This is a genomic window from Streptacidiphilus neutrinimicus (genome assembly GCF_000787815.1).
Classification (GTDB): domain Bacteria; phylum Actinomycetota; class Actinomycetes; order Streptomycetales; family Streptomycetaceae; genus Streptacidiphilus; species Streptacidiphilus neutrinimicus.
In genome coordinates, this window is sequence record NZ_BBPO01000067.1 from 16,591 (window position 1) to 36,668 (window position 20,078).

Sequence of the window (20,078 nt, forward strand, 5' to 3'; positions counted from 1 at the left end):
GGCGCGGGACGATGAGCGGCGGGCGCGGGAGGGGTTGGCGACCTGCTTGCCGACCCCTCCCCCTCCCCCGCCCGCTGACCCGTCACAACGCCACCTGTCCCGGCACCGACGGCCCAGCCAGGACCACCGGCCCTCCGGCACGTCGGACGCGCACCGCCGACCCGACGCCTGCCGTGGCCCGCGTCGCACCCGCCCGCGTGCGCGCCCCCCGCCCCACGCCCGCATGCGTGAGCACCGCGCCCACATGCGGCAGCGGCAGCCCGTCGCTGATGACAGTCGCTGACATCGAGTGTTACGGTAGTTGATGTCAGCCACTGACATAGTCCAGGAAGGACCCCTGCCATGCGCGTCTTCATCACCGGCGCTTCCGGCTGGATCGGCTCGGCCGTCACCGACGAACTGCTCGCCCACGGCCACCAGGTCGTCGGCCTCGCCCGCTCCGACGAGAGCGCCGCCGCGCTCGAGGCCAAGGGCGCCACCGCCCACCGCGGCAGCCTCGACGACCCCGAGGGCCTCGCCAAGGCGGCGGGCGCCGCCGACGGCGTGATCCACCTCGCGTTCAAGCACGACTTCAGCGACTACGCGGGCGCGGGCCGCACCGAGCACGCCGCCGTCGAGCGGATGCTCGACGCGCTGGAGGGCAGCGAGCGGCCGTTCCTGCTCGCCTCCGGCCTGGCCTCCGGCGTCACGGGACGCCCGCTGACCGAGGAGGACCCCTCCCCGTTCCACGGCGTCGACTCCATGCGCGGCGGCAGCGAGAACCTCGCCCTGGCCGCCGCCGACCGCGGCGTCCGCGCGGTGGCGCTGCGCTTCTCCCCCACCGTCCACGGCACCGGCGGCGACCACGGGTTCGTGTCCGTCCTCGCGAAGATCGCCAAGGAGAAGGGCGCGGCGGCCTACATCGGCGACGGCGCGAGCCACTGGGCCGCCGTGCACCGCGCCGACGCGGCGCGGATGGTCCGCCTCGCGCTGGAGAAGGCTCCGGCCGGATCCCGGATGCACGCGGTGGGCGAGAACGGCATCCCCTCCCGCGACATCGCCGCCGCCCTCGGCGAGCACCTCGGCCTGCCTACGCGCTCGGTCGCGCCGGAGGACGCCGAGGCGCACTTCGGCTGGATCGGCCACTTCTTCGGCATGGACATCGTCGCGTCCAACGAACGCACCCGGGAACTGCTCGGCTGGACCCCGACCGGCCCCACCCTGCTGGAGGACATCGCCGCCGGGGCCTACGCGGTGTAGGACCGCGGCCTTAGGCGGCGCAGTCCGCGGCCTCCCAGGCGCTGGGCTTGCCGGGGACGGAAGGTGCGGCCGTCTCCGGGGCCGCGGGGTGCGGCGGCTGGACGGGTTCCGGGCGGGCCCCGCTGCGGGTGGCGCCCACACCGGCGGTGACCACGAGGGCGACGCCGAGCGCCGGGCCCGCGCCAGGGGTCTGCTGCAGCACCAGGATGCCGATGGCCAGCGCGATCGCGGGTTCCAGGCTCATCAGGGTGCCGAACGAGGACGCGGTGAGCCGGCGCAGGGCCTGGAACTCCAGCGCGAACGGCACCAGCGGGCTCAGCACCGCGAGCCCCAGCATGATCAGCGCCGGCCCCCAGGAGAGCCGTCCGCCGAGGGTGGGCGCGGCCACCAGCAGGGCGACGACCGCCGCCACCGGCATGGACACGGCCAGACCGCTCAGGCCGGTGACCCGGTCGCCGACATGCTGGGTGAGCAGGATGTAGGCCGCCCAGCAGCAGGCCGCGGCGAGCGCGAAGGCGAGGCCGACGGGGTCGACGCCGCCGTGCCAGGGCTCGGTGAGCAGGACGACGCCGAGCCCGGCGGCGACGGTCCACACCCGACGGCCGTGGCCGGGCCCGAACAGGGACACCGCGAGCGGACCGAGGAACTCCAGCGCGCTGGCGGTGCCGAGCGGCAGGCGGGAGATGGCGAGCGCGAAGAAGACCATCAGCCCCGCGGTCACCACGCCGAGCCCGACGCAGGCGGTGAAGTCGCGGCCCTCGAAGTCGCGACGGCGCGGTCGGACCAGCACCAGCAGCACGATCCCGGCCCAGGCCAGCCGCATCCCGGCGGTGCCGAGGACGCCGAGCCGGGCGAACATCGGAACGGTCAGCGCCGAGCCGAGCTGGACGGTGCTCATGGAGGCGACGCCCATCAGCGTTCCCGTGCGGGCGGCGCGGCGGCGACCTGCGACCGAGGGGGCGGAGGCGGAGGCGGGGTGGCTGGTCGTGCTCATGGTTCGAGTAGATCGCGCGGGGAACGTTCGCGTCCACGTGCGGATCATGGACGTACCGTCCGGCAATCACGAACGATCCGGGCGAGGGCCGCGACAATGGCCCCATGGAGACACGCCGCCTTCAGGTTCTCGTGGAGCTGGCCCGCCTCGGCTCGATGCGGGCCGTGGCGGACGCCCTGCGCACCACCACGTCCACGGTCTCGCAGCAGATCGCCACGCTGGCGCGGGAGACCGGCGCGCAACTGATCGAGCCGCACGGGCGGCTGGTCCGGCTCACGCCAGCCGGACGGCGGCTGGTCGAGCACGCAAACGTCATCCTGTCGGCCGTCGAGGCGGCACAGCGCGATCTCTCCCCGGGCGCGGAGCCCAGCGGCACGCTACGCGTGGCCGGATTCGCGACGGCGCTGCGCGCACACGTGCTGCCGATCGTGGCGACGCTCGCCGACGCGCATCCGCGCCTGCACGTCCTGGTGCGCGAGCACGAACCCGCCGAGGCGCTGGCGCTGCTGGCCGAGGACGAGGTGGATCTGGCGCTCGTCTACGACTACAACCTGGCACCCGCCACCCCCGACCCGGCCGTGGCCGGCGTTCCGCTGTGGACCGCCGCCTGGGGTCTCGGCGTCCCCGCGAGCGAGGCCGACGCGGGGCCGGCCACCTCCCCGGACGTCTTCGCCCGGTTCCGCTCGGCGGACTGGATCGGCAACTCCCGCAACACCGCGGACGAGACCGTGATCCGCACGCTCTCCTCGATGGCCGGTTTCAACCCCAGGATCACGCACCGGTCGGACAGTCTCGACCTGGTCGAAGCCATGATCACCGCCGGTCTCGGCGTCGGCCTGCTGCCGATGGGCCGCCCCACCGTCCCCGGCGTGCGCCTGCTGCCCCTGACCGACCCGCAGGTGTCGCTGCGCGCCTACGCCGTGACCCGCCACGGCCGTTCGGACTGGCCCCCGCTCGCGCTCCTCGCCGACCTGATCCGCCGACGCGCCCGGCACGACCGCCCCGACGGACCGGACCGACCCGGCGAGTGGCCCGCCCCCTGAGCAGCGTTGCCCTGTCCGCCCGTCAGCCTCCCGCGTGCGGACCGGCGGTGACAGAGCGCGCGGCGGGCAGCGCGGCCGCCGGTGCAGGCGGCACCGGTCGGCGCGGGCCGGGCTCCGAGGTCCACCGGCCCACACCGTCGCACGCAACCGCCGTGCGATGCGGCCGAGTCGGCCGAATCCGGCCACGACGTGACCAAGGACACGGCGGAGCTGCGAGGACATGCCGATAGGGTGTGCCGATGGCCGAAACCGCTCGCTCCGCCCGGACCCGTCTCTACCGTGACGGCAAGCTTGTTCTGGAGGGCTTTCCCCTCCCGGAGATCTCCGATCACCTCGCCGAGGCCGGCACCGTGGTCTGGCTCGACCTGTGCGCGCCGACGCCGTCCGACTTCGAGACGATCACCGAGGAGTTCGGCCTGCACGAGCTCGCGGTCGAGGACGCCCGGCACGAGCACCAGCGGCCCAAGCTGGACCGGTACGCGGACCACTGCTTCCTCAGCATGTACGCGGTGTGCGCGGACCGGGGCGGCGAGGAGCTGAGCATCAGCGAGCTGTCGGTATTCGTCACCGCGAACGCGCTGATCACCGTCCGCCCCGACGACCGGTTCGACATGGACGACGTGGTGGTGCGCTGGGACAACGCGCCCGCGCTGGCCGAGCACGGCGTCGGCTTCCTGCTCCACGGCCTGCTCGACCAGGTCGTCGACGGGCACTTCCGGGCCGTGCAGGAGATGGACGACCGGATCGAGGAGATCGAGGAGGGCCTCTTCGACGGGACGGCCGGGGACGACAGGGAGATCCAGCGGGCGGCGTTCGCGCTGCGCAAGAACCTGGTGCGACTGCGCCGGATCGTGCTGCCCATGCGGGAGATGGTCAACACGCTGATGCGCCGCGACCTGCACTTCGTCAACGAGTCGATGGTGCCCTACTACCAGGACGTCTACGACCACGTGCTGCGGGTCACGGAGTGGACTGAGTCGCTGCGCGACATGGTCGGCTCGATCATGGAGACCAACCTGACCATCCAGGGCAACCGGATGAACATGATCATGAAGAAGGTGACCAGCTGGGCGTCGATCGTCGCCGTCCCCACCGCGGTCACCGGCTTCTACGGCCAGAACGTCCCCTACCCCGGTTTCAACACCGCGTGGGGCTTCTGGTGCTCCACCGGAGTCACCGTCCTGCTCTCCGTCGCCCTCTACTTCGGCTTCAAGCGGCGCGACTGGATCTGACCGGGCGCGGCCGCCCGGCTCACCACGGCACGGGCGTGCCGTCCCAGGACAGGAACGCGCCCGTCGGCCCGTCGTCGGGGAGCAGGGCCAGGCGGACGGCTCCGGCCGCGGCCTCGGCCGGATCGCCGTCGCTGGCGGCCGCCAGCGCGTTGAGGTCGGTGCGCCGCAGGCCGGGCGCGAGAGCGTTGACCTTGAAGCCCTCGGGGGCCAGCGTCTGGGCGTAGAAGAGGGTGAGCGCGTTGAGCGCGGTCTTGGAGCTGCGGTAGGCCGCCCCCGAGCCAGCCGCCAGCGCGAACTCGCGCGCCGGGTCCGCGCTCCAGGCGAGCGAGCCGGTGCCGCTGGAGATGTTGACGATCCGCGGCGCGGGCGAGCGGCGCAGCGCCGGCAGGAAGGCGTTGGTCACCGTCAGCACGCCGAAGACGTTGGTCTCGAAGGTCCGCCGGAAGGCGTCGAGCTCCGCGTCGGGCGCGGTACTGCCGTCGGCCATCATCCCGGCGTTGTTGACCAGGATGTCCAGCCGGTCGACCTCGGCGGCGGCCCGCGCGACGCCGTCCGGGTCGGTGACGTCGAGCACGAGCAGCCGCACGTCCGCGGCCGCCTCGTCGGCGTTCAGCTCCGCGACGGCCTTGCGGCCGCGCTCGGCGTCGCGCGCCGCTAGCAGCACGTGCACGCCTGCGGCCGCGAGTTGTCGCGCGATCTCCTTACCGATCCCCTTGTTGGCGCCGGTCACAAGTGCGGTGGTGGGTGCGTTCTCCATGGCCTCCAGCCTTCCCGACGGGACGGTCCGTAGCCAGGTGGAGACTCTGCCAGGCTACGGGCCCGGTCGCGTCCGACGCGGAGGCTTCTCGCGCGTCAGCGGGTGAACCGGTCGACCGTCGCGGTGAACTCGGGGGCGTCCTGGAACAGAGGAGCCGATTTCGTGGGCCCCGATGCGGCCCGTCCACCCACCAGCCGGGGGCTCGCGTCGGCCGACCTCGGCCGACGTGCGCGCGACTCCATGCCCCCGTGCCCCCTGCGTGCGCACCCGTGCGCCCGCTGCTCACAGGGTTGGCCGGGTAGGGCATGTGTCAGGGGCACAACCACAGAAGGGGGACCGGATGAGCGGCGAGACGGGCCGACGCTGGGGCAGGGCCGTCGTGGTGGGCGGCGGCTTCGCGGGGCTGGTCGCGGCACGTGTGCTGGCGGACCGGTTCGAGGAGGTGACGGTGCTCGAACAGGACCCGGTCACCCCCGAGACCGGGGTACACCCGCACGCGCCGCAGGGGTGGCACGCCCACGCCCTGTTGGCCAGGGGCGCCGAGGTGCTGGAGCGGTTCTTCCCGGGCCTGCGGGCCGAGCTCGGCGAGCACGGGGCGCCGGTCTACGACTACGGGGAACGGGTCAGCTTCCTGCTGCCGACCGGCTACGCGCCGCGTGCCCGCACCGGCGTGCTGATCCAGTCGTTCACCCGCGACCTGCTGGAACGCGGCATCCGCCGCCGCGTGCTGACGCTGCCACAGGTGCGCTCGCTCGCGCCGGTCCGGTGCGAGGAGCTCATGGTCGGGCCGGACGGACGAGTGACGGGCGTCCGCTACCGGCCGGTCGGCGGCGAGGGCGGCCACGCGAGCGGGCCCGAGGGGCTCTTCGCGCTGGAGGCGGACCTGGTGGTCGACGCCTCGGGCCGCTCCGGACGGTTCGAGGAGCGGCTGCGCGCGCTCGGCGTGCACGCTCCGGCGCCCCGCGTGCTGGACGCCCGGATCACCTACACCACCGTGCACTTCCCGCGTCCGGAGGGCCTGGACTACGACATCGCCTACCAGATGACGTTCGCGCCCGACATCCCGCGCGGCGGGGTCCTGCTCGCCGTCGAGCGCGGACGCTGGGCCTGCTCGCTGTTCGGGTACGGCGACCAGACGCCGCCGACGGACCCGGAGGGCTACCTGGAGTTCGCGCACTCGCTCGGCAACCCGCATCTGGGCGAGCAACTCGCGGACCGCACCGGCGCCGAGCAAGTGCACCGGTACACCAACGTCAACAGCCGCTGGTTCCAGTACCACCGCAGCAACGACTGGCCGGAGCGGCTGGTCGCGCTCGGCGACGCCGTGTGCGTCTTCGACCCTGTCTACGGGCAGGGACTGACCGTCGCCGCCCTGGAGGCGGACCTGCTGCGCCGGATGCTGGCGGAGCGCCGGGACTCCGGGCGGGGGCTGGACGGCCTCGCCCGCCGCTACCAGCGCGGGGTGGCCCGGGTGCTGCTCGCGCCGTGGACGGTCTCGGGCAACTCCGACCTGATGTGGGACCCGGAGAACCGGCCGCTGGGCGCGCGCATCGCCCACGCCTACAACCGTCGCCTGTTCGCGGCGGCCGTGCACGACCCGGCGGTGTGGGCGCGCTTCGCCCAGGTGGTGAACATGGTCGCCTCGCCGGCGACGCTGTTCCACCCGTCCGTCCTGGCCAAGGTCCTGCGCCCGGGCGCGGCGCTCCGCGCGACGGGGGCACTGCCTGCGGGGCCCTCTCGCTCCGCCTCCGCCCCGGCGGAGCCGGTGACGGCCGGTCAGGCCGCCGCCGACCTCTCGGACTGACCTGGCCGGACCGATCGAGGCGGACCGGTCGAGGCGGACCGGTCGAGGCGGACCGGTCGAGGCGGACCGGTCGAGGCGGACCAAGCCCGGCGGACCGGCCGTGGCGGGCTCACTCGTCCGAGTGGTCGGTTCTGCTGCAGGCCAGCACACCGGAGAGGGCGGCGATGTGCAACTCGAGGTGGTGCGGGTCGCCGCTCCCCTCGACCGCGAGGGAGATCTCGCCGGTGGGCTCGTCCAGCTGCTCGAAGAAGAGCGGGCCGCCCGCGGGGCGGCCCGCCGAGAGCGTCGCGAGCTCGGCGAGCAGGAAGTCCCGGTCCAGGCAGGCCTCGACCAGCTCGCGCAGCATGCCGGGACGCTGGAGGTAGGTGACGCGGTAGGTGTACCGGGTCGTCCGCAGCGAGGGGAGCCGGTGGACGAGCGGGCGCAGAGCGAAGGTGACGAGCAGGTAGCCGGCGGTGGCGACGGAGGCGAGGATCGGCAGTTCGGCCCCCGCCGCCGCGCCCACCGCGGCGACGAGCCAGATGCTCGCGGCGGTGGTGAGGCCGCGGACGGAGCTGCGCTGCACGAAGATGACGCCCGCGCCGATGAAGCCGACGCCGGAGACGATCTGGGCGGCCATCGTGGCCGGGTTGATGTGGATCGTGCTGCCGTAGCGGGTCATGTCGAGGAAGCCGTACTTGCTGACCATCACGAAGAGCGCGGCACCCACCCCGACGACGATGTAGGTGCGCAGCCCTGCGGCCTTCTGCCGCAGCTCCCGCTCCAGGCCGATGACACCGGACAGCACGAAGGCGAAGGCGAGGGCCACGAGCTGGCTCCACCCCTCGCCGAGCGGCTGGGTGACTTCGAGGGCGGTGAACTGTGCCATGGCGCCATCGTGCCCCGGCCCGCGCGCTCGGCAGCGGAGGTCGGCCCGGTGTCGCCGGGCTTCGTGTGCTTCCCGGCTCGCCCCGCCGTCGCCGCCCGACCCCGACGACCTCGCCACCGACCCCGTCGTCGCGGCGGCCTGGCAGTACACCGAGGCCGCCGGGCCGGTCCGGCCCGGCGAGCACATCGGCGTCAGCCGCTTCTCGGTCTACCCCGAGCGCTACCAGGTGCCCTCGCGCGTCATCGACCTGAGCAGCTCCCGCGGGCAGGCGGCCGCCCGCGCCCGCGGCCGCGCGTACGGCTTCGCGGTCTGGCGCGACGCCGAGGCCCGCGCGCTGCTGCGCCGGGCCGTTGACGACCTCGGCGCGGATCCGCGCGGCGTGCGCGCCCGCGAGGCCCTGACGGCGGGCTACTTCTCCGGCGCCCCCACCCGGGAGGCCGCCTCTGCGACTGCCTGTGGCACCAGGAACTCCACGGCCCCGGCGAATGATTCAGCTGACGGTGAGACAGTTCTCGCCGTCGGCGCGCCGCGCGCGACCATGTGGTCATCTCTCTGACCTGCGACGGAATTTCCCCCGCAGGAACCTGGAACGGGACGGACTGAAGCGCGTCGTCCGACATCGCCGAGGCCCTGCCCGCCGTACGGGGGAAAAAGCCCGGGCGGAATGCGCGGAGCGGCCCGCCTCGGCGTCGATTCCCGCCGCTCTTGATAGAGATGGTCCGGCCTGGTGCGCTCTTGCCTCAGAAGGGGAGACCGTGAGCTGGAAATTCACACGGCGGGTGACCGCGACGGCGCTGGCCGGAGCTCTCGCCGTCGTCTCGACGCTGCTGGCGCCGGCGCATGCCGAGACGCGCCACGGTCCCCGCGCACCGCAGCCCCCTCGACTCCCCCGGGACTTCCGCGGGACGGGCAAGTGGATCGTCCGGGATCTGGGCGTGACGGTGCCGTTCACCTGGGAGGGGAGGGACGGCGACAGCCAGATGGTCGCTGGAGGGCCGCAGTATCCGATCTGGTGGACCAACCTGATCTACCACGGCAAGCTCTACACGCTCACGTACAAGTGGCCCGGACTGACCGAGCATCCGTGCTCGGTGATCCCCGGCTTCGACCTGAACCAGCTGAACCAGGCGCTCAGCGGCTCGCGGTTCGTCGGCCGGGAGATCCTCCAGGGGAGCCCGAACCGGTATGTGGACCACTGGAGGGTCGGAGTGGTCGTACCGAAACTGCCCCCGGGCAATTTCCTGCGACTTCCCCTCGCCCTGGGGGACATCTACGTCGACCAGAACGACCGGAGCACGTTCTGGCAGGTGCTGCAGTTCGGCGTCCAGAATCTCTACGACCCCGAGTTGGACGAATGGGCCGTGATGCGCACGTTCGAGCACAAGCCCGGCAGGGTCACGCTCCCCAGCCGCTGCCCGGCGTGAGGCCGGCTGCGGGCTGCTGACTGACGGCTGTCACGACCTCACGGACGGCGCCGCCAACCTCGGCTACCGGGTCGCCCAGCACGTCGCCGGCCACGGCGTGGCGACGACGACCGTCCACGAGCTGTGCCGCCTGGCGGCGACCCGGCACCACCTCCACACCCTGCGGGCAGCCACCTCCCACCTGCCGACCTCGGCGGCAAGCCGGGCACCTGGTACCAGCGCGCAGCAGGGCCGCGTCAGCCAAGATGGCACTGACCCTCTTGGCCGTTGCGTCCGGCACGTCAACGTCGGTCCCGAGGAGCCGCGCGACCTCCTCAGCGCATCGCTCAGCGTTCCGGGGCCAGTACCTGCCACCGGCGGACGGCCATGCCCCTCAGCGGCAGCATCCCGAGCTTCTCGTAGTACGCGCGCAGTGGCTCGTCGCAGGTCAGGTCCACGGAGTACAGATGCTCCGCTGCCGCGAGGACTTGCCGGACCAGTTCCCCGCCGATGCCCTGCCCCTGGTATTCGGGCAGGACCTCCAGCCAGGGAATGAAGCCCGTGAGCACCCCGTCGCTGATCATGTTCACGAAGCCCACGACACGCCCCGTGCCGGCATCCTGGGCGACGACGGCCCGGTAGCTGCCCCTGAGCACGGCAAGGTGCTGCGCCGCTGTCGGCCGCGTCGGCCAGCCGACGAAGAAACCGGAAAGGTCCTGCTCCGCGAGATCTGACAGATCGGTGCTGTAGTTGATCACCGGCGGATCATGCCAGAACCGAAAACGAGCCGCCCGGAATTATCATCCGGACGGCTCGTCACAGCAGCGGCGAACGTTGCCCGGTGCGGCGCTACTGGCCGTTCGGCCGGAGTGCTGGTGGTACCGGTCGCCCCGGCCGGTCTCCCGGACGGCGTCGCCGTTCGCGTCGATGCCGAGGCTGGTGCCGCCGGCGCCGGTGGCGAAGGGGTCGGACCCGGGGAAGGCGAGCGCCGGGGTCGGTGCGGGCGCGGCGCGGCGCGGCGGGGGGCCCGGATCCGGACGGGCGGGCCCGGCTGCTGCGGCGCACCGTCGTAGCCGGGTCGGGGCTGGCCGGGCCGCGCGGGCGGCTGCGGCAGGCGCGCGGGTCTGCCCCGGTTGCCACGCACACACTCCTCGAACCCCCGTGCGCATATGAGCGACGCTTCAGGAACGTCAGTCACTCAGGTCACACCATCCACACATCTCGGCACGGCGGGCATGCGAAGATCAGGGGGTCGACCCGAGGAGCGCGCCAGCGTGAACGAATCCCACCTGCTCGTGACCGGTTGCTACACCCCGGAGATGAACGGGCGCGGCACCGGCCTCACCTCCTTCCGGCGTGATCCGGTCGACGGCTCGCTGACGCCGCTGGGCGCGCTGGCGCTGCCCTCCCCCTCCTACGTGATCCGGCACCCCTCGCTTCCGCTGCTGTACACGGTGAACGAGGCGGGTGAGGAGGGCTCGGTCAGCGCCGTGGCGATCGAGCCGGACGGGTCGCTGCGCGAGCTGGTCCGAGTGCCGAGCCAGGGCGGCTGGCCGTGCCACCTGGCCCTCGACGCCGCCGCGCGCCGACTGGGCGTCGCGAACTACCGCACCGGCTCGATGCTCCTGCTCGACCTCGACGAGGCGGGGCTCCCGGCCGGCTCGACGGCGCCTCTGTGGCACGGCGACCCGAACGCCCTGGGGCCACATGCCGACCGGCAGGACGGCCCCCACGCCCACATGGCCGTCCCCGGCCCGGATGGACTGTGGCACGTCGTGGACCTGGGCACCGACCGACTCCACGGCCTGCGCGCGGACGCGCCCGAGACGGTCACGGAGCTGCCGGCCGGGAGCGGCCCACGCCAGCTGGTGCGCGGCGCGGACGGCACGGCCTACGTGGTCGGCGAGCTGGACTCGCGCCTGTACGCGCTGCGCGAGAGCGGGGCGGGCGTGTTCGAGGTGCTCGGCTCCGTCCCCGCGAGCGCGGCGGAGGCTGCGGGCAGCAACTTCCCCGCCCACCTGACCCTGAGCGAGGACGGCGCCCTGCTCTACCTCTCAAACCGGGGCGCGGACACGGTGGCGCTGTTCCGGGTCGTGCCCGGGGGCGTGCCGCGCTTCGAGGCGGAGTTCCCCTCCGGCGGCTCCTGGCCGCGCCACATGGAGCTCGCCGACGGGCACCTGTACGTCTCCAACGAACGGGCCGAGAACCTCGCGGTCCACGCCGTCGACCCGGCGAGCGGCGCGTTGACCCTCAGGCACCGGTACCCGGTCGCCTCCCCGACCTGCGCGGTCGCAGTCCGTCTGGGCTGACACCGACGCTGAGGCTGAGCCGGACGGCAGGGGACGGCAGGGGGCGGAAGGGACGGGGGGAATGCCGGGGTCGTCGTCCGTGTTGACGTGCCCACGAGGTCCGGGCTCTCCGCCGGGCCTCCCCGGAAGGAAAGGGGAAACCGGTGAAGGTGCGCAACTCACTGCGTTCGCTGAAGAAGCAGCCCGGCTCGCAGATCGTCCGCCGTCGTGGCCGGGTGTACGTGATCAACCGGCGTGACCCGCGGATGAAGGCCCGCCAGGGCTGATCCCGCTCCGCACGGCAGCGGCCGTCGGCGGTCGGCGACGCGCCGCAGCGCCCCGGTTCAGACGTCACCGTGGATCAGCGCGCACACGAAGTCCTCTTCGGTGGCGCGCATCCCGGGGAACACGGCCGGGGCGCTGGTCGGGGTGATCTGGGCGTTCACCGAGAACGTCAAGGAGCGGCGACCGTCGGGCGTGCCGACCGCGAGCTGGGTGTACCCGGGGGTGTTGCCCGAGTGTCCGTAGACCACGCCGCAGCGCGTGGTGTAACGGAAAATCGCCAGCCCCGCCTCGTTACGGCCCGGCCCGGGCGGCTCGGAGCTCCCGTCGACGAAGGTGAGCTGCTGGCGCCGGACCCATGGCGCGATCAGCCGGCCGCCCGCGTAGGCGCGGATGAAGGTACTGAGGTCCCGCGGCGTCGAGACGACGCCGCCGGACGCCCAGACGCCGGAGTTGCCGAACTCCGTGCTGACGTCCTCGAAGCCCGTCGGTGTGGGGGCGTAGCCGTGCAGGTAGGGCCGCGGCAGGGTGAACCCGGAGGGGAGACTGGTCGCGTCGAGCCCGAAGGGGGCGTAGACGAGCCGGGCCAGCAGCGCCTCGTACCGCTCGTGGGTCACCGCCTCGGCCATCAGCGCGACCGCGATGTTGTCGGAGTTGGAGTAGGCGTAGCGAGTCCCGGGGGCGAAGCCCAGCGGCTGGTCGGCGACGAAGTGCAGCAGACGCCGGGAGTCGAACCGGTGGTGGGGGTCGTTCTGCAGGATCCTCACGAACTCAGGGGAACGGCTGTAGTCCGGCAGCCCGCTGGTGTGCTGCAGCAGCTGACGCAGGGTCACCCTGCCCCACTGCGCCGGGAGCTGCGGGAGGCGCTTGGCGATGGTGTCGTCGAGGCTCAGTCGTCCGCAGCTGACCAGGGCGAGGGCGACCGCGCCGCTGAAGGTCTTCGCGACGCTCGCGACGCGCATGTGGTCGTCGATCCGCGGCGGTCGCCCGGTGCGCAGGTCGCCCGCACCGGCGCGCACGACGACGGTGCGGCCGTCGATCCGGAACACGGCGATGGCCCCCGGAGGGCCGCCCGCCTGACGCACCAGCCGTTCCAGCAACCGCTGCAGGTGTTGGTCCTTCCCCGGTCGCTCGGCCTGGGCGGGGACGGCGGCCGTCAGGGCGAAACAGAGAGCGGTCAGGGCGGCGATCGCGGCGGACCGCCGACGGGCGAACGGCATGGGACTCCTGCCTTCCGGCTCCGGAGGGAGCCGACGTCAGCACGGGCGAGCGAGATGCGGCTCTCAACGTCACCGCGTCCGTGGCCGCCGAAACCTGATCGGAGCCCTGTCACCCGCCTGCGGTGCCGTGCCGTGCCGTGCCGGTCCGGCGCGGCGTGGCTACATGCCGTGGTCCTGGCCAGTGCACGCGTCGAAGTAGCGCGTGGGGTCGAAGTGCTGGCCCTTTCCGGGGAAGTACCACTCGATCGCCCGGTACGCCGTCCTGCCGTCGCAGGTGCCCAGGTCGAACGCGACCACCGTGGCCTGCTGCGCGCTGCCCTGGGCGACCGACTGCCCCGCGGCGACGTACTCCGCGGTCCCGGTGCCATCGGCCCGAGCGCCGCCCCACGAGGACCACCGCAGGTCGGTCACGATGCCGGTGGGGTCGCCGTTGTTGGACAGCCCGGCGGGCCGGGCGCGTCCGTAACCCTGCACGCCGGGCGCCCAGAGCGCCCCGAGCACGGGGAGGGCGGCAGCCGTCGTGGGGACGGCGTGGGCCGGGGCCGTAGGCGTGGGCGCCGCGCTCGGCGTCGTCGGGGCGACACGGGTGGGTGTGCTCGCCGCTGCGGACGGAGCGGTGGAGACAGTCGTCGGTCCGGAGTTCGCGACGGTCGAGCCGGTGGCCGTGTCGGTCGAGTCGGTCGAGTTGCAGGCGGCGAGCAGGAGCGCGGCGCCCAAGGCGGTGGTCGCGACGGTCGCGCGGCGAACGGCAGAGCGCATGAGGAGCCCCCGGGATTTGGCAGTGTTTGGGCCGTGGTGAGTGGTTCTCACCCGTCGCTCGAACTCTAGCCAGCGGCCGGCCCCGCTTCTCCTCGTGCGCGCCACGGCCATGCAACAGCCTTGTGACAGCGGAGGCGGCCGGTGCTCAGGCCAGCAGGCGCCGGTAGCTCTCCGGGTGGGCGGCGAGGAAGTCGGCGAAGGACTGCGGGGTGCGGCCGGTGAGGGCGCGGACGGCGTCGGAGACGACGTCCATCTCGCCCGTGGCCACGGCCTCGTAGGAGCTGACCCAGCCGGCGACCTCCCAGTCCGGCGCGCCGTAGACGGCGCGGGAGGCGTAGGCCTCCGCGCGGGTCTCCGGGTGATAGCTGACGGCTCGTCCGGCGGCGCGGCTGATCGTCGCGGCGATCTCGGCGAAGCTGAGCGCCTCGGGCCCGGTCAGGTCGTAGGTCGCGGCGTGGTGCGGACTGGCCTCGCCGTCGGTGCCGCCGTCGAGCAGGACGGCCGTCGCGGCGTCCGCGACGTCGTCGTGGGTGACGGCGGCGACGCGGCCGTCGCCCGCCGGGCCGCGCAGGACCCCGTCGTCCCCGGTCATGGCGACAAGGTCGGACTGGTAGCTGCTGTCCCGCAGGAACGTGAACGGCACCCCCGCGGCGCGGATGTACTGCTCGGTGTGCCAGTGGTCGCGGGCGTAGGTGAACGTGGCGTCGGGCGCGGCCCCCAGGTAGGAGAGGTAGACGATCCGGCGCACGCCCGCCGCCAGCGCCGCGTCGACCGCCGCCCTGTGGATCCCGACCCGGCCCGGCCCCTCGTGCGCGGAGCAGAGGAACAGCGTGGTCGCCCCGGTGAGCGCGCGGCGCATGGCGTCCGCGTCGTCGTAGGACGCCTGCGCGGTCTCAGCCGCGGTCAGCTGCGCCAGCTTCGCCGCGTCCCGCCCCAGCGCGCGCACCGTGACGCCCTCGTCCGCGAGCCGTCGGGTGATCCGGCCGCCGACCCGTCCGGTCGCTCCGGTGACCGCGATGACCTCGTCCATGCGAGCCCTCTTCCTCTCGTCCCGTGTCGCCTGGTCGCCACTCTGCCGGGCGGGCCTCGTCCGCGCACGCGGACATGCGGGGACGGCCTCACTAGGCTGGGGCCATGCCGACGGCCGACGTGTACCCGGACCTTCCGATCGCCTACACGGACGCGGGATCCGGGCGGCCGGTGCTGGTCCTGCACGGCGGTGGCGGCCCCGCGACGGTCACGGGGCTGGTCGCGCACCTCGCGCGCCACGCGCGCGTCATCGCGCCCGTCCACCCGGGGTGGAACGGCGCGGTGCGCCCCGCGTGGATGACGGGCGTCGACGACTACGCCTTGGCCTACCTGCATCTGCTCGAGGACCTCGGGCTGCGCGACGTGCTGGTGGTCGGCTCCTCCCTCGGCGGGTGGATCGCCGCTGAGCTGGCGGTCCGCGCCGGTGCGGCCGGACCGGAAACGGGGCCGGTGACGGGGCTGGTGCTGATCGACGCCGTCGGCATCGAGGTGGACGGCGAGCCGGTCGTCGACGCCGAGTCGCTCGACTCGCGCGCGCTGGCCGAGGCCACCTGGCACGATCCCCGCCGCGGCTACGTCGACCCGGCCAAGGTTCCGGCCGAGCTGCGGGCCGTGCGGCGGGCGAACACCGAGACCATCCGGCTGCTGAAGGCGGGCCGGGGCCTGTACGACCCGAAGCTGAGGCGCCGTCTGGGACGGGTGCGCGTGCCCACGCTGGTGATCTGGGGCGAGAGCGACCGTCTGGTCACCCCCGCATACGGCGAGGTCTACGCCGCCGCCTTCCCCGACGCCCGTTTCGCGCTGGTGCGCAAGGCGGGCCACGCCGTCCTGCTGGAGCAGCCGAAGGCCGTCCACGCCCTCGTGGACGAGCACCTGCGTCAGACGAAGGCCGGCTGAGGGTGATCCTGGCTGAGCACCTGCTTCGGGACCGCCGAGAACCTGGTCTCCCCCGCGTGGGTGTCGAAGCCGCCGAGGCTCACGGCGTAGACCCGGGTCGGCACCTTCGCGGCGACGCAGGCCGCGACCACCTCCAGCTGCTGTGCGAGCGAGCCGCGTGACCCCTTGTGGGTCGGTCAGGTTACTTCCGTGTGACGCGCGCGGAGGGCGGCCGGTCCGTCGGATACGGTGACCGCACCAGCGGCACCAGGGGGTGCTCGCGTCCTTCCTCCCACCCGAGGAGTTCGAGGCCGATGAGACTGACCCCGCACGAGCAGGAACGGCTGATGATCCATGTCGCCGCCGACGTCGCCCTCGCGCGCCGGGCGCGCGGGCTGCGGCTGAACCATCCCGAGGCGCTCGCGATCCTGACCGTGCACGTGCTCGAAGGCGCGCGCGACGGACGGACCGTCAGCGAGCTGATGGTGTCCGGGCGGGCGGTGCTCGCCCGGGAGGACGTGATGGACGGGGTGCCAGAGATGATCCGCGACGTGCAGGTGGAGGCGACGTTCCCGGACGGGACGAAGCTGGTGACCCTGCACGACCCGGTCCACTGAGCGGGAGGCGAGACGTGATCCCAGGCGAACTGCTCTTGGACGACGGCGGGGTGGAGCTGAACGCGGGCCGGGAGGTGACCGTGCTGACGGTGGTCAACAGCGGGGACCGTCCGGTGCAGGTCGGCTCCCACTACCACTTCGCGGAGGCCAATCCCGGGCTGCTCTTCGACCGCGTGGCGGCGCGCGGTCGGCGGTTGAACGTGCCCGCGGGCACGGCCGTGCGGTTCGAGCCGGGCATCGCGATGACCGTGGAGCTCGTGCCGCTCGGCGGTCGCCGCGAGGTGTGGGGGCTGCGCGGCGAGACGGCGGGGCGGGTGGACGCATGACCGAGGCCACGACGAGGACGAGCGCCGCCGCGCTGACCGTCTCCCGCCGCCGCTACGCCGACCTGTACGGCCCGACGGCCGGGGACCGGATCCGGTTGGCCGACACGGACCTGCTGATCGAGGTCGAGCGGGACCTGTGCGGCGGGGGTGACGAGGCGGTCTTCGGCGGCGGCAAGGTGATCAGGGAGTCGATGGGCCAGAGCCGCGTTCCGCGTGCGCAGGGCGCGCCGGACACCGTCATCACCGGCGCGGTGGTGCTGGACCACTGGGGCGTCGTCAAGGCCGACCTCGGCATCCGCGACGGGAGGATCACCGCGCTGGGCAAGGCTGGGAACCCCGAGACCATGGACGGGGTGCATCCGGACCTGGTGATCGGCCCGGAGACCGAGGTGATCGCGGGCAACGGCCGGATCCTCACCGCGGGCGCGGTCGACGCCCATGTGCACTTCATCTGCCCGCAGCTGTTCGAGGAGGCGCTCTCCAGCGGGGTGACCACGCTGCTCGGCGGCGGCACCGGCCCGGCCGAGGGGTCGAAGGCGACGACGATCACGCCGGGCTCCTGGCACCTGGCCCGGATGTTCGCGGCGGCCGAGCAGTACCCGGTGAACCTCGGGCTGCTGGGCAAGGGCAACACCGTCTCGGCGGACGCGCTCCGCGCGCAGCTGCGCGGCGGCGCGGTCGGGTTCAAGATCCACGAGGACTGGGGCGCAACCCCCGCCGCCATCGACGCCTGCCTGCGCGTCTGCGACGAGAGCGGCGCGCAGCTCGCCCTGCACACGGACACCCTCAACGAGGCCGGATTCGTCCAGGACACCCTCGCGGCGGTCGCCGGGCGCGGTCTCCACGCGTACCACGCCGAGGGCGCGGGCGGCGGACACGCGCCCGACATCATCACGGTCGTGGCCGAGCCCAACATCCTGCCCAGCTCCACCAATCCGACCCGCCCGCACACGCGCAACACCGTGGCCGAGCACCTCGACATGCTGATGGTCTGTCATCACCTCAGCGCGGACGTCCCGGAGGACCTCGCGTTCGCGGAGTCGCGGATCCGCCCGTCCACGATCGCGGCGGAGGACGTGCTGCACGACCTCGGCGCGATCTCGATCATCAGCTCGGACTCGCAGGCGATGGGCCGGATCGGCGAGGTGGTGCTGCGCACCTGGCAGACCGCGCACGTGATGAAGCGCCGTCGCGGCGCGCTGCCCGGGGACGGGCGCGCGGACAACCTGCGAGCACGTCGCTATGTCGCCAAATACACGATCAACCCGGCCATCGCGCAGGGCCTGGACGGCCAAATCGGTTCCGTCGAGCCGGACAAGCTGGCGGACCTGGTGCTGTGGACCCCGGCCTTCTTCGGCGTCAAGCCGGATCTGGTGATCAAGGGCGGCCAGATCGCCTGGGCGCAGATGGGCGACGCGAACGCCTCGATCCCGACGCCGCAGCCGGTGCTGCCGCGCCCGATGTTCGGCGCGACCGGCCGGGCCCCCGCGGCGAACTCGCTGAACTTCGTGACGGAGTGGGCACTGGAGGACGGTCTCGCGCAGCGGCTGGGCGAGGAGCTCGGCGTCGCCAAGGCCTTCGCCCCGATCCGGAACACGCGGGGCGTGCGCAAGGAGCACCTGCGGGAGAACACCGCGCTCCCCCGGGTCAGCGTCGAGCCGGACACCTTCACCGTGCGGATCGACGGCGAGGTGGTCGAGCCGCAACCGGTGGACGAACTGCCCATGACGCAGCGGTACTTCCTGTTCTGAGGAGGCTCCGTGACCGACCTCTCGACCTCTCCGGCGTTGCTTCTCCTCGCCGACGGGCGCTTTCCGGCCGGCGGCCACGCCCACTCCGGCGGCGTCGAGGCGGCGGTACGCGCCGGGCGGGTCGGCGACGCCGCGAGCCTGCGGGAGTTCTGCGCCGGACGCCTCCACACCGTCGGCCTGACCTCCGCCGCGCTGGCGGCGGCTGCCGCGACCGGAACGGACCCCTCCGCGCTGGACGAGGCTGCCGAGGCCCGCACGCCCTCCCCCGCCCTGCGGGCGGCCTCGCGCCGCCTGGGCCGACAACTCCTGCGCGCCGCTCGTGCGGCGTGGCCGGACCCGGCCCTGGACAAACTGGCCCGCGCCCTGCCGGGTGGGACGCACCAGCCGGTCGCCTTCGGGCTCGTCGCCACGGCGGCGGGCCTGCGCCCGGCGGACGCGGCGACGGCCATGGCCTACGACACGGTCTCCGGACCGGTGACGGCCTGCGTCCGCCTGCTCGGCCTCGACCCCTTCCAGGCGATGGCGGTCCTGTCCGGACTCACGGCCGCGATCGCCGCCGTGGCCCACGAGGCGGCGGCCGCGGCCGCGCTCGGCGACCTCGACCTGCTGCCGAGCCTGGCCGCGCCGCTGCTGGAGATCTCGGCGGAACACCACGCGTCCTGGCCGGTCCGGCTGTTCGCCTCATGAGCGCCCCCAGCCCCCAGCCTCCGGCCACGGAACGCCGGACACGGCAGGAGCCTCCGCGCCGCCCGCGCGCACCCGGCCCCGGAAGGCTCCGGCGGCACAGCGCCGCAGGCATCCCTCACCCCACCTCCCACGAGAGCGGAGCAACCATGCACCGTGACCCCGACCTCCCCGCCCACGACCACCACGCCGCGCCCACCGGGACGCTGGCGGGGACCGACATGCGCCGGGCCCTGCGGATCGGGCTGGGCGGTCCCGTGGGGTCCGGCAAGACCGCGACCGTCGCGGCGCTGTGCCGGGTCCTGCGCGACGAGCTCTCGCTCGCGGTCGTGACCAACGACATCTACACGACCGAGGATGCCGAGTTCCTGCTGCGCAACGCCGTGCTGCCGCCGGAGCGGATCACCGCGGTGGAGACGGGCTGCTGCCCGCACACCGCGATCCGCGACGACATCAGCGCCAACCTGGAGGCCGTGGAGGAGCTGGAGGCCGCCGTCGGGCCGCTGGACCTGGTGCTCGTCGAGAGCGGCGGGGACAACCTGACGGCGACGTTCAGCCGGGGGCTGGTGGACCACCAGATCTTCGTCATCGACGTCTCCGGCGGCGACAAGATCCCGCGCAAGGGCGGTCCCGGGGTGACCGGCTCCGACCTGCTCGTGGTCAACAAAACCGACCTCGCGCCGCTGGTCGGCGCGGACCTCTCGGTGATGGCGCGCGACGCCGCGGCGCAGCGCGGCGCGCTGCCGGTGGTGTTCTGCTCGTTGGTCGCGCCGGACGGGGTGGCCCCGGTCGCGTCCTGGGTGCGCGAACGCCTCGCGGACTGGCGGCGCGGACCCACGGCGTGAGCGACACGAGCCGCTTGAGCGGCGCAGGCGGCCGCGGCGGCGCGGGCGCGCCGAGCGGCGC

The 20,078-nt window shown here is 73.5% G+C and carries 22 protein-coding genes; 14 read left to right on the forward strand and 8 right to left on the reverse strand.

Annotated features, from left to right (window positions below):
- Positions 1–342 precede the first annotated feature (342 nt).
- Positions 343–1,239 carry an SDR family oxidoreductase gene (locus tag TR48_RS30430; RefSeq protein WP_042373377.1) on the forward strand — a complete coding sequence of 299 codons (897 nt, stop codon included), beginning with the start codon at positions 343–345 and terminating at the stop codon, positions 1,237–1,239.
- A gap of 10 nt (positions 1,240–1,249) precedes the next feature.
- Here TR48_RS30430 and TR48_RS30435 read toward each other — a convergent pair whose 3' ends face one another.
- Entirely contained in the window at positions 1,250–2,233 is a 984-nt protein-coding gene (locus TR48_RS30435) for an EamA family transporter (protein ID WP_236652404.1), read from the reverse strand.
- A gap of 104 nt (positions 2,234–2,337) precedes the next feature.
- Here TR48_RS30435 and TR48_RS30440 point away from each other — a divergent pair, with 104 nt between their 5' ends.
- Complete coding sequence (locus tag TR48_RS30440; protein ID WP_042373379.1) at positions 2,338–3,276, forward strand: LysR family transcriptional regulator; 939 nt, start codon at positions 2,338–2,340, stop codon at positions 3,274–3,276.
- Positions 3,277–3,515: 239 nt separating this feature from the next.
- Positions 3,516–4,508, forward strand: coding sequence for a magnesium transporter CorA family protein (locus TR48_RS30445; protein WP_042373381.1), 993 nt, complete (start codon positions 3,516–3,518; stop codon positions 4,506–4,508).
- Between the two features lie 19 nt (positions 4,509–4,527).
- On the opposite strand, the gene TR48_RS30450 is transcribed toward TR48_RS30445, so the two are convergent.
- Positions 4,528–5,265 (reverse strand): SDR family oxidoreductase, encoded by a 738-nt coding sequence (locus tag TR48_RS30450; RefSeq protein WP_042373384.1) that lies wholly within the window; start codon positions 5,263–5,265, stop codon positions 4,528–4,530.
- A gap of 340 nt (positions 5,266–5,605) precedes the next feature.
- Between TR48_RS30450 and TR48_RS30455 the strand changes: the two genes are divergently transcribed.
- Positions 5,606–7,069, forward strand: a complete 1,464-nt coding sequence (locus TR48_RS30455; RefSeq protein ID WP_052443181.1) for an FAD-dependent oxidoreductase — start codon at positions 5,606–5,608, stop codon at positions 7,067–7,069.
- A gap of 109 nt (positions 7,070–7,178) precedes the next feature.
- Here the strand turns inward: TR48_RS30455 and TR48_RS30460 are convergent, their stop codons facing one another.
- The gene (locus TR48_RS30460; protein WP_042373386.1) at positions 7,179–7,937 is read right to left on the reverse strand and encodes an MgtC/SapB family protein; all 759 of its coding nucleotides are present in this window, start codon (positions 7,935–7,937) and stop codon (positions 7,179–7,181) included.
- On the opposite strand from TR48_RS30460, the gene TR48_RS30465 reads away from it, so the two are divergent.
- Entirely contained in the window at positions 7,936–8,493 is a 558-nt protein-coding gene (locus tag TR48_RS30465; RefSeq protein WP_042373389.1) for a hypothetical protein, read from the forward strand. The two genes, TR48_RS30460 and TR48_RS30465, sit on opposite strands and share 2 nt — an antisense overlap.
- Positions 8,494–8,692: 199 nt before the next feature.
- On the forward strand, positions 8,693–9,361 hold the full coding sequence (locus TR48_RS30470; RefSeq protein WP_152628275.1) for a hypothetical protein: 669 nt from the start codon (positions 8,693–8,695) through the stop codon (positions 9,359–9,361).
- Positions 9,362–9,687: 326 nt separating this feature from the next.
- Here the strand turns inward: TR48_RS30470 and TR48_RS30480 are convergent, their stop codons facing one another.
- The gene (locus TR48_RS30480) at positions 9,688–10,098 is read right to left on the reverse strand and encodes a GNAT family N-acetyltransferase (RefSeq protein ID WP_042373395.1); all 411 of its coding nucleotides are present in this window, start codon (positions 10,096–10,098) and stop codon (positions 9,688–9,690) included.
- A gap of 516 nt (positions 10,099–10,614) precedes the next feature.
- Here TR48_RS30480 and TR48_RS30485 point away from each other — a divergent pair.
- Together TR48_RS30485 and ykgO are read left to right on the forward strand one after the other, a co-directional pair.
- Entirely contained in the window at positions 10,615–11,649 is a 1,035-nt protein-coding gene (locus TR48_RS30485; RefSeq protein WP_052443182.1) for a lactonase family protein, read from the forward strand.
- A gap of 143 nt (positions 11,650–11,792) precedes the next feature.
- On the forward strand, positions 11,793–11,915 hold the full coding sequence (gene ykgO, locus TR48_RS30490; RefSeq protein ID WP_042373397.1) for a type B 50S ribosomal protein L36: 123 nt from the start codon (positions 11,793–11,795) through the stop codon (positions 11,913–11,915).
- Between the two features lie 57 nt (positions 11,916–11,972).
- Here the strand turns inward: ykgO and TR48_RS30495 are convergent, their stop codons facing one another.
- The 3 genes from TR48_RS30495 to TR48_RS30510 all read right to left on the reverse strand — a co-directional run bounded on the left by TR48_RS30495 (position 11,973) and on the right by TR48_RS30510 (position 14,919).
- Positions 11,973–13,130 carry a serine hydrolase domain-containing protein gene (locus TR48_RS30495; RefSeq protein WP_042373399.1) on the reverse strand — a complete coding sequence of 386 codons (1,158 nt, stop codon included), beginning with the start codon at positions 13,128–13,130 and terminating at the stop codon, positions 11,973–11,975.
- A gap of 159 nt (positions 13,131–13,289) precedes the next feature.
- Complete coding sequence (locus TR48_RS42490; RefSeq protein ID WP_152628276.1) at positions 13,290–13,889, reverse strand: hypothetical protein; 600 nt, start codon at positions 13,887–13,889, stop codon at positions 13,290–13,292.
- A 145-nt stretch (positions 13,890–14,034) separates the two neighbouring features.
- Positions 14,035–14,919 (reverse strand): SDR family oxidoreductase, encoded by an 885-nt coding sequence (locus TR48_RS30510; RefSeq protein ID WP_042373404.1) that lies wholly within the window; start codon positions 14,917–14,919, stop codon positions 14,035–14,037.
- A 104-nt stretch (positions 14,920–15,023) separates the two neighbouring features.
- On the opposite strand from TR48_RS30510, the gene TR48_RS30515 reads away from it, so the two are divergent.
- On the forward strand, positions 15,024–15,815 hold the full coding sequence (locus TR48_RS30515) for an alpha/beta fold hydrolase (RefSeq protein ID WP_042373406.1): 792 nt from the start codon (positions 15,024–15,026) through the stop codon (positions 15,813–15,815).
- On the opposite strand, the gene TR48_RS44545 is transcribed toward TR48_RS30515, so the two are convergent.
- Positions 15,797–15,946 carry a hypothetical protein gene (locus tag TR48_RS44545; RefSeq protein WP_170183567.1) on the reverse strand — a complete coding sequence of 50 codons (150 nt, stop codon included), beginning with the start codon at positions 15,944–15,946 and terminating at the stop codon, positions 15,797–15,799. The two genes, TR48_RS30515 and TR48_RS44545, sit on opposite strands and share 19 nt — an antisense overlap.
- Before the next feature lie 162 nt (positions 15,947–16,108).
- Here TR48_RS44545 and TR48_RS30520 point away from each other — a divergent pair, with 162 nt between their 5' ends.
- The 5 genes from TR48_RS30520 (at position 16,109) to ureG (ending at position 20,017) form a co-directional block, all read left to right on the forward strand.
- Complete coding sequence (locus tag TR48_RS30520) at positions 16,109–16,411, forward strand: urease subunit gamma (protein WP_042373409.1); 303 nt, start codon at positions 16,109–16,111, stop codon at positions 16,409–16,411.
- A 14-nt stretch (positions 16,412–16,425) separates the two neighbouring features.
- Entirely contained in the window at positions 16,426–16,737 is a 312-nt protein-coding gene (locus tag TR48_RS30525; protein ID WP_042373416.1) for an urease subunit beta, read from the forward strand.
- On the forward strand, positions 16,734–18,488 hold the full coding sequence (locus TR48_RS30530; protein ID WP_042373418.1) for an urease subunit alpha: 1,755 nt from the start codon (positions 16,734–16,736) through the stop codon (positions 18,486–18,488). Before TR48_RS30525 ends, TR48_RS30530 begins: the two co-directional genes overlap by 4 nt.
- A 9-nt stretch (positions 18,489–18,497) precedes the next feature.
- Positions 18,498–19,175 carry an urease accessory protein UreF gene (locus tag TR48_RS30535; protein WP_042373422.1) on the forward strand — a complete coding sequence of 226 codons (678 nt, stop codon included), beginning with the start codon at positions 18,498–18,500 and terminating at the stop codon, positions 19,173–19,175.
- Positions 19,176–19,321: 146 nt separating this feature from the next.
- A complete protein-coding gene (gene ureG / locus TR48_RS30540; RefSeq protein WP_042373424.1) occupies positions 19,322–20,017 on the forward strand; it encodes an urease accessory protein UreG in 696 nt (231 codons plus the stop codon).
- Positions 20,018–20,078 lie beyond the last annotated feature (61 nt).

Excerpts from the sequence above, each read along its gene's own strand:
- TR48_RS30430 (WP_042373377.1), top strand. The coding sequence starts at position 343 with ATGCGCGTCTTCATCACCGGCGCTTCCGGCTGGATCGGCTCGGCCGTC.
- TR48_RS30435 (WP_236652404.1), bottom strand. The coding sequence starts at position 2,233 with ATGAGCACGACCAGCCACCCCGCCTCCGCCTCCGCCCCCTCGGTCGCA.
- TR48_RS30440 (WP_042373379.1), top strand. The coding sequence starts at position 2,338 with ATGGAGACACGCCGCCTTCAGGTTCTCGTGGAGCTGGCCCGCCTCGGC.
- TR48_RS30445 (WP_042373381.1), top strand. The coding sequence starts at position 3,516 with ATGGCCGAAACCGCTCGCTCCGCCCGGACCCGTCTCTACCGTGACGGC.
- TR48_RS30450 (WP_042373384.1), bottom strand. The coding sequence starts at position 5,265 with ATGGAGAACGCACCCACCACCGCACTTGTGACCGGCGCCAACAAGGGG.
- TR48_RS30455 (WP_052443181.1), top strand. The coding sequence starts at position 5,606 with ATGAGCGGCGAGACGGGCCGACGCTGGGGCAGGGCCGTCGTGGTGGGC.
- TR48_RS30465 (WP_042373389.1), top strand. The coding sequence starts at position 7,936 with ATGGCGCCATCGTGCCCCGGCCCGCGCGCTCGGCAGCGGAGGTCGGCC.
- TR48_RS30460 (WP_042373386.1), bottom strand. The coding sequence starts at position 7,937 with ATGGCACAGTTCACCGCCCTCGAAGTCACCCAGCCGCTCGGCGAGGGG.
- TR48_RS30495 (WP_042373399.1), bottom strand. The coding sequence starts at position 13,130 with ATGCCGTTCGCCCGTCGGCGGTCCGCCGCGATCGCCGCCCTGACCGCT.
- TR48_RS42490 (WP_152628276.1), bottom strand. The coding sequence starts at position 13,889 with ATGCGCTCTGCCGTTCGCCGCGCGACCGTCGCGACCACCGCCTTGGGC.
- TR48_RS30510 (WP_042373404.1), bottom strand. The coding sequence starts at position 14,919 with ATGGACGAGGTCATCGCGGTCACCGGAGCGACCGGACGGGTCGGCGGC.
- TR48_RS30515 (WP_042373406.1), top strand. The coding sequence starts at position 15,024 with ATGCCGACGGCCGACGTGTACCCGGACCTTCCGATCGCCTACACGGAC.
- TR48_RS30520 (WP_042373409.1), top strand. The coding sequence starts at position 16,109 with ATGAGACTGACCCCGCACGAGCAGGAACGGCTGATGATCCATGTCGCC.
- TR48_RS30530 (WP_042373418.1), top strand. The coding sequence starts at position 16,734 with ATGACCGAGGCCACGACGAGGACGAGCGCCGCCGCGCTGACCGTCTCC.
- ureG (WP_042373424.1), top strand. The coding sequence starts at position 19,322 with ATGCACCGTGACCCCGACCTCCCCGCCCACGACCACCACGCCGCGCCC.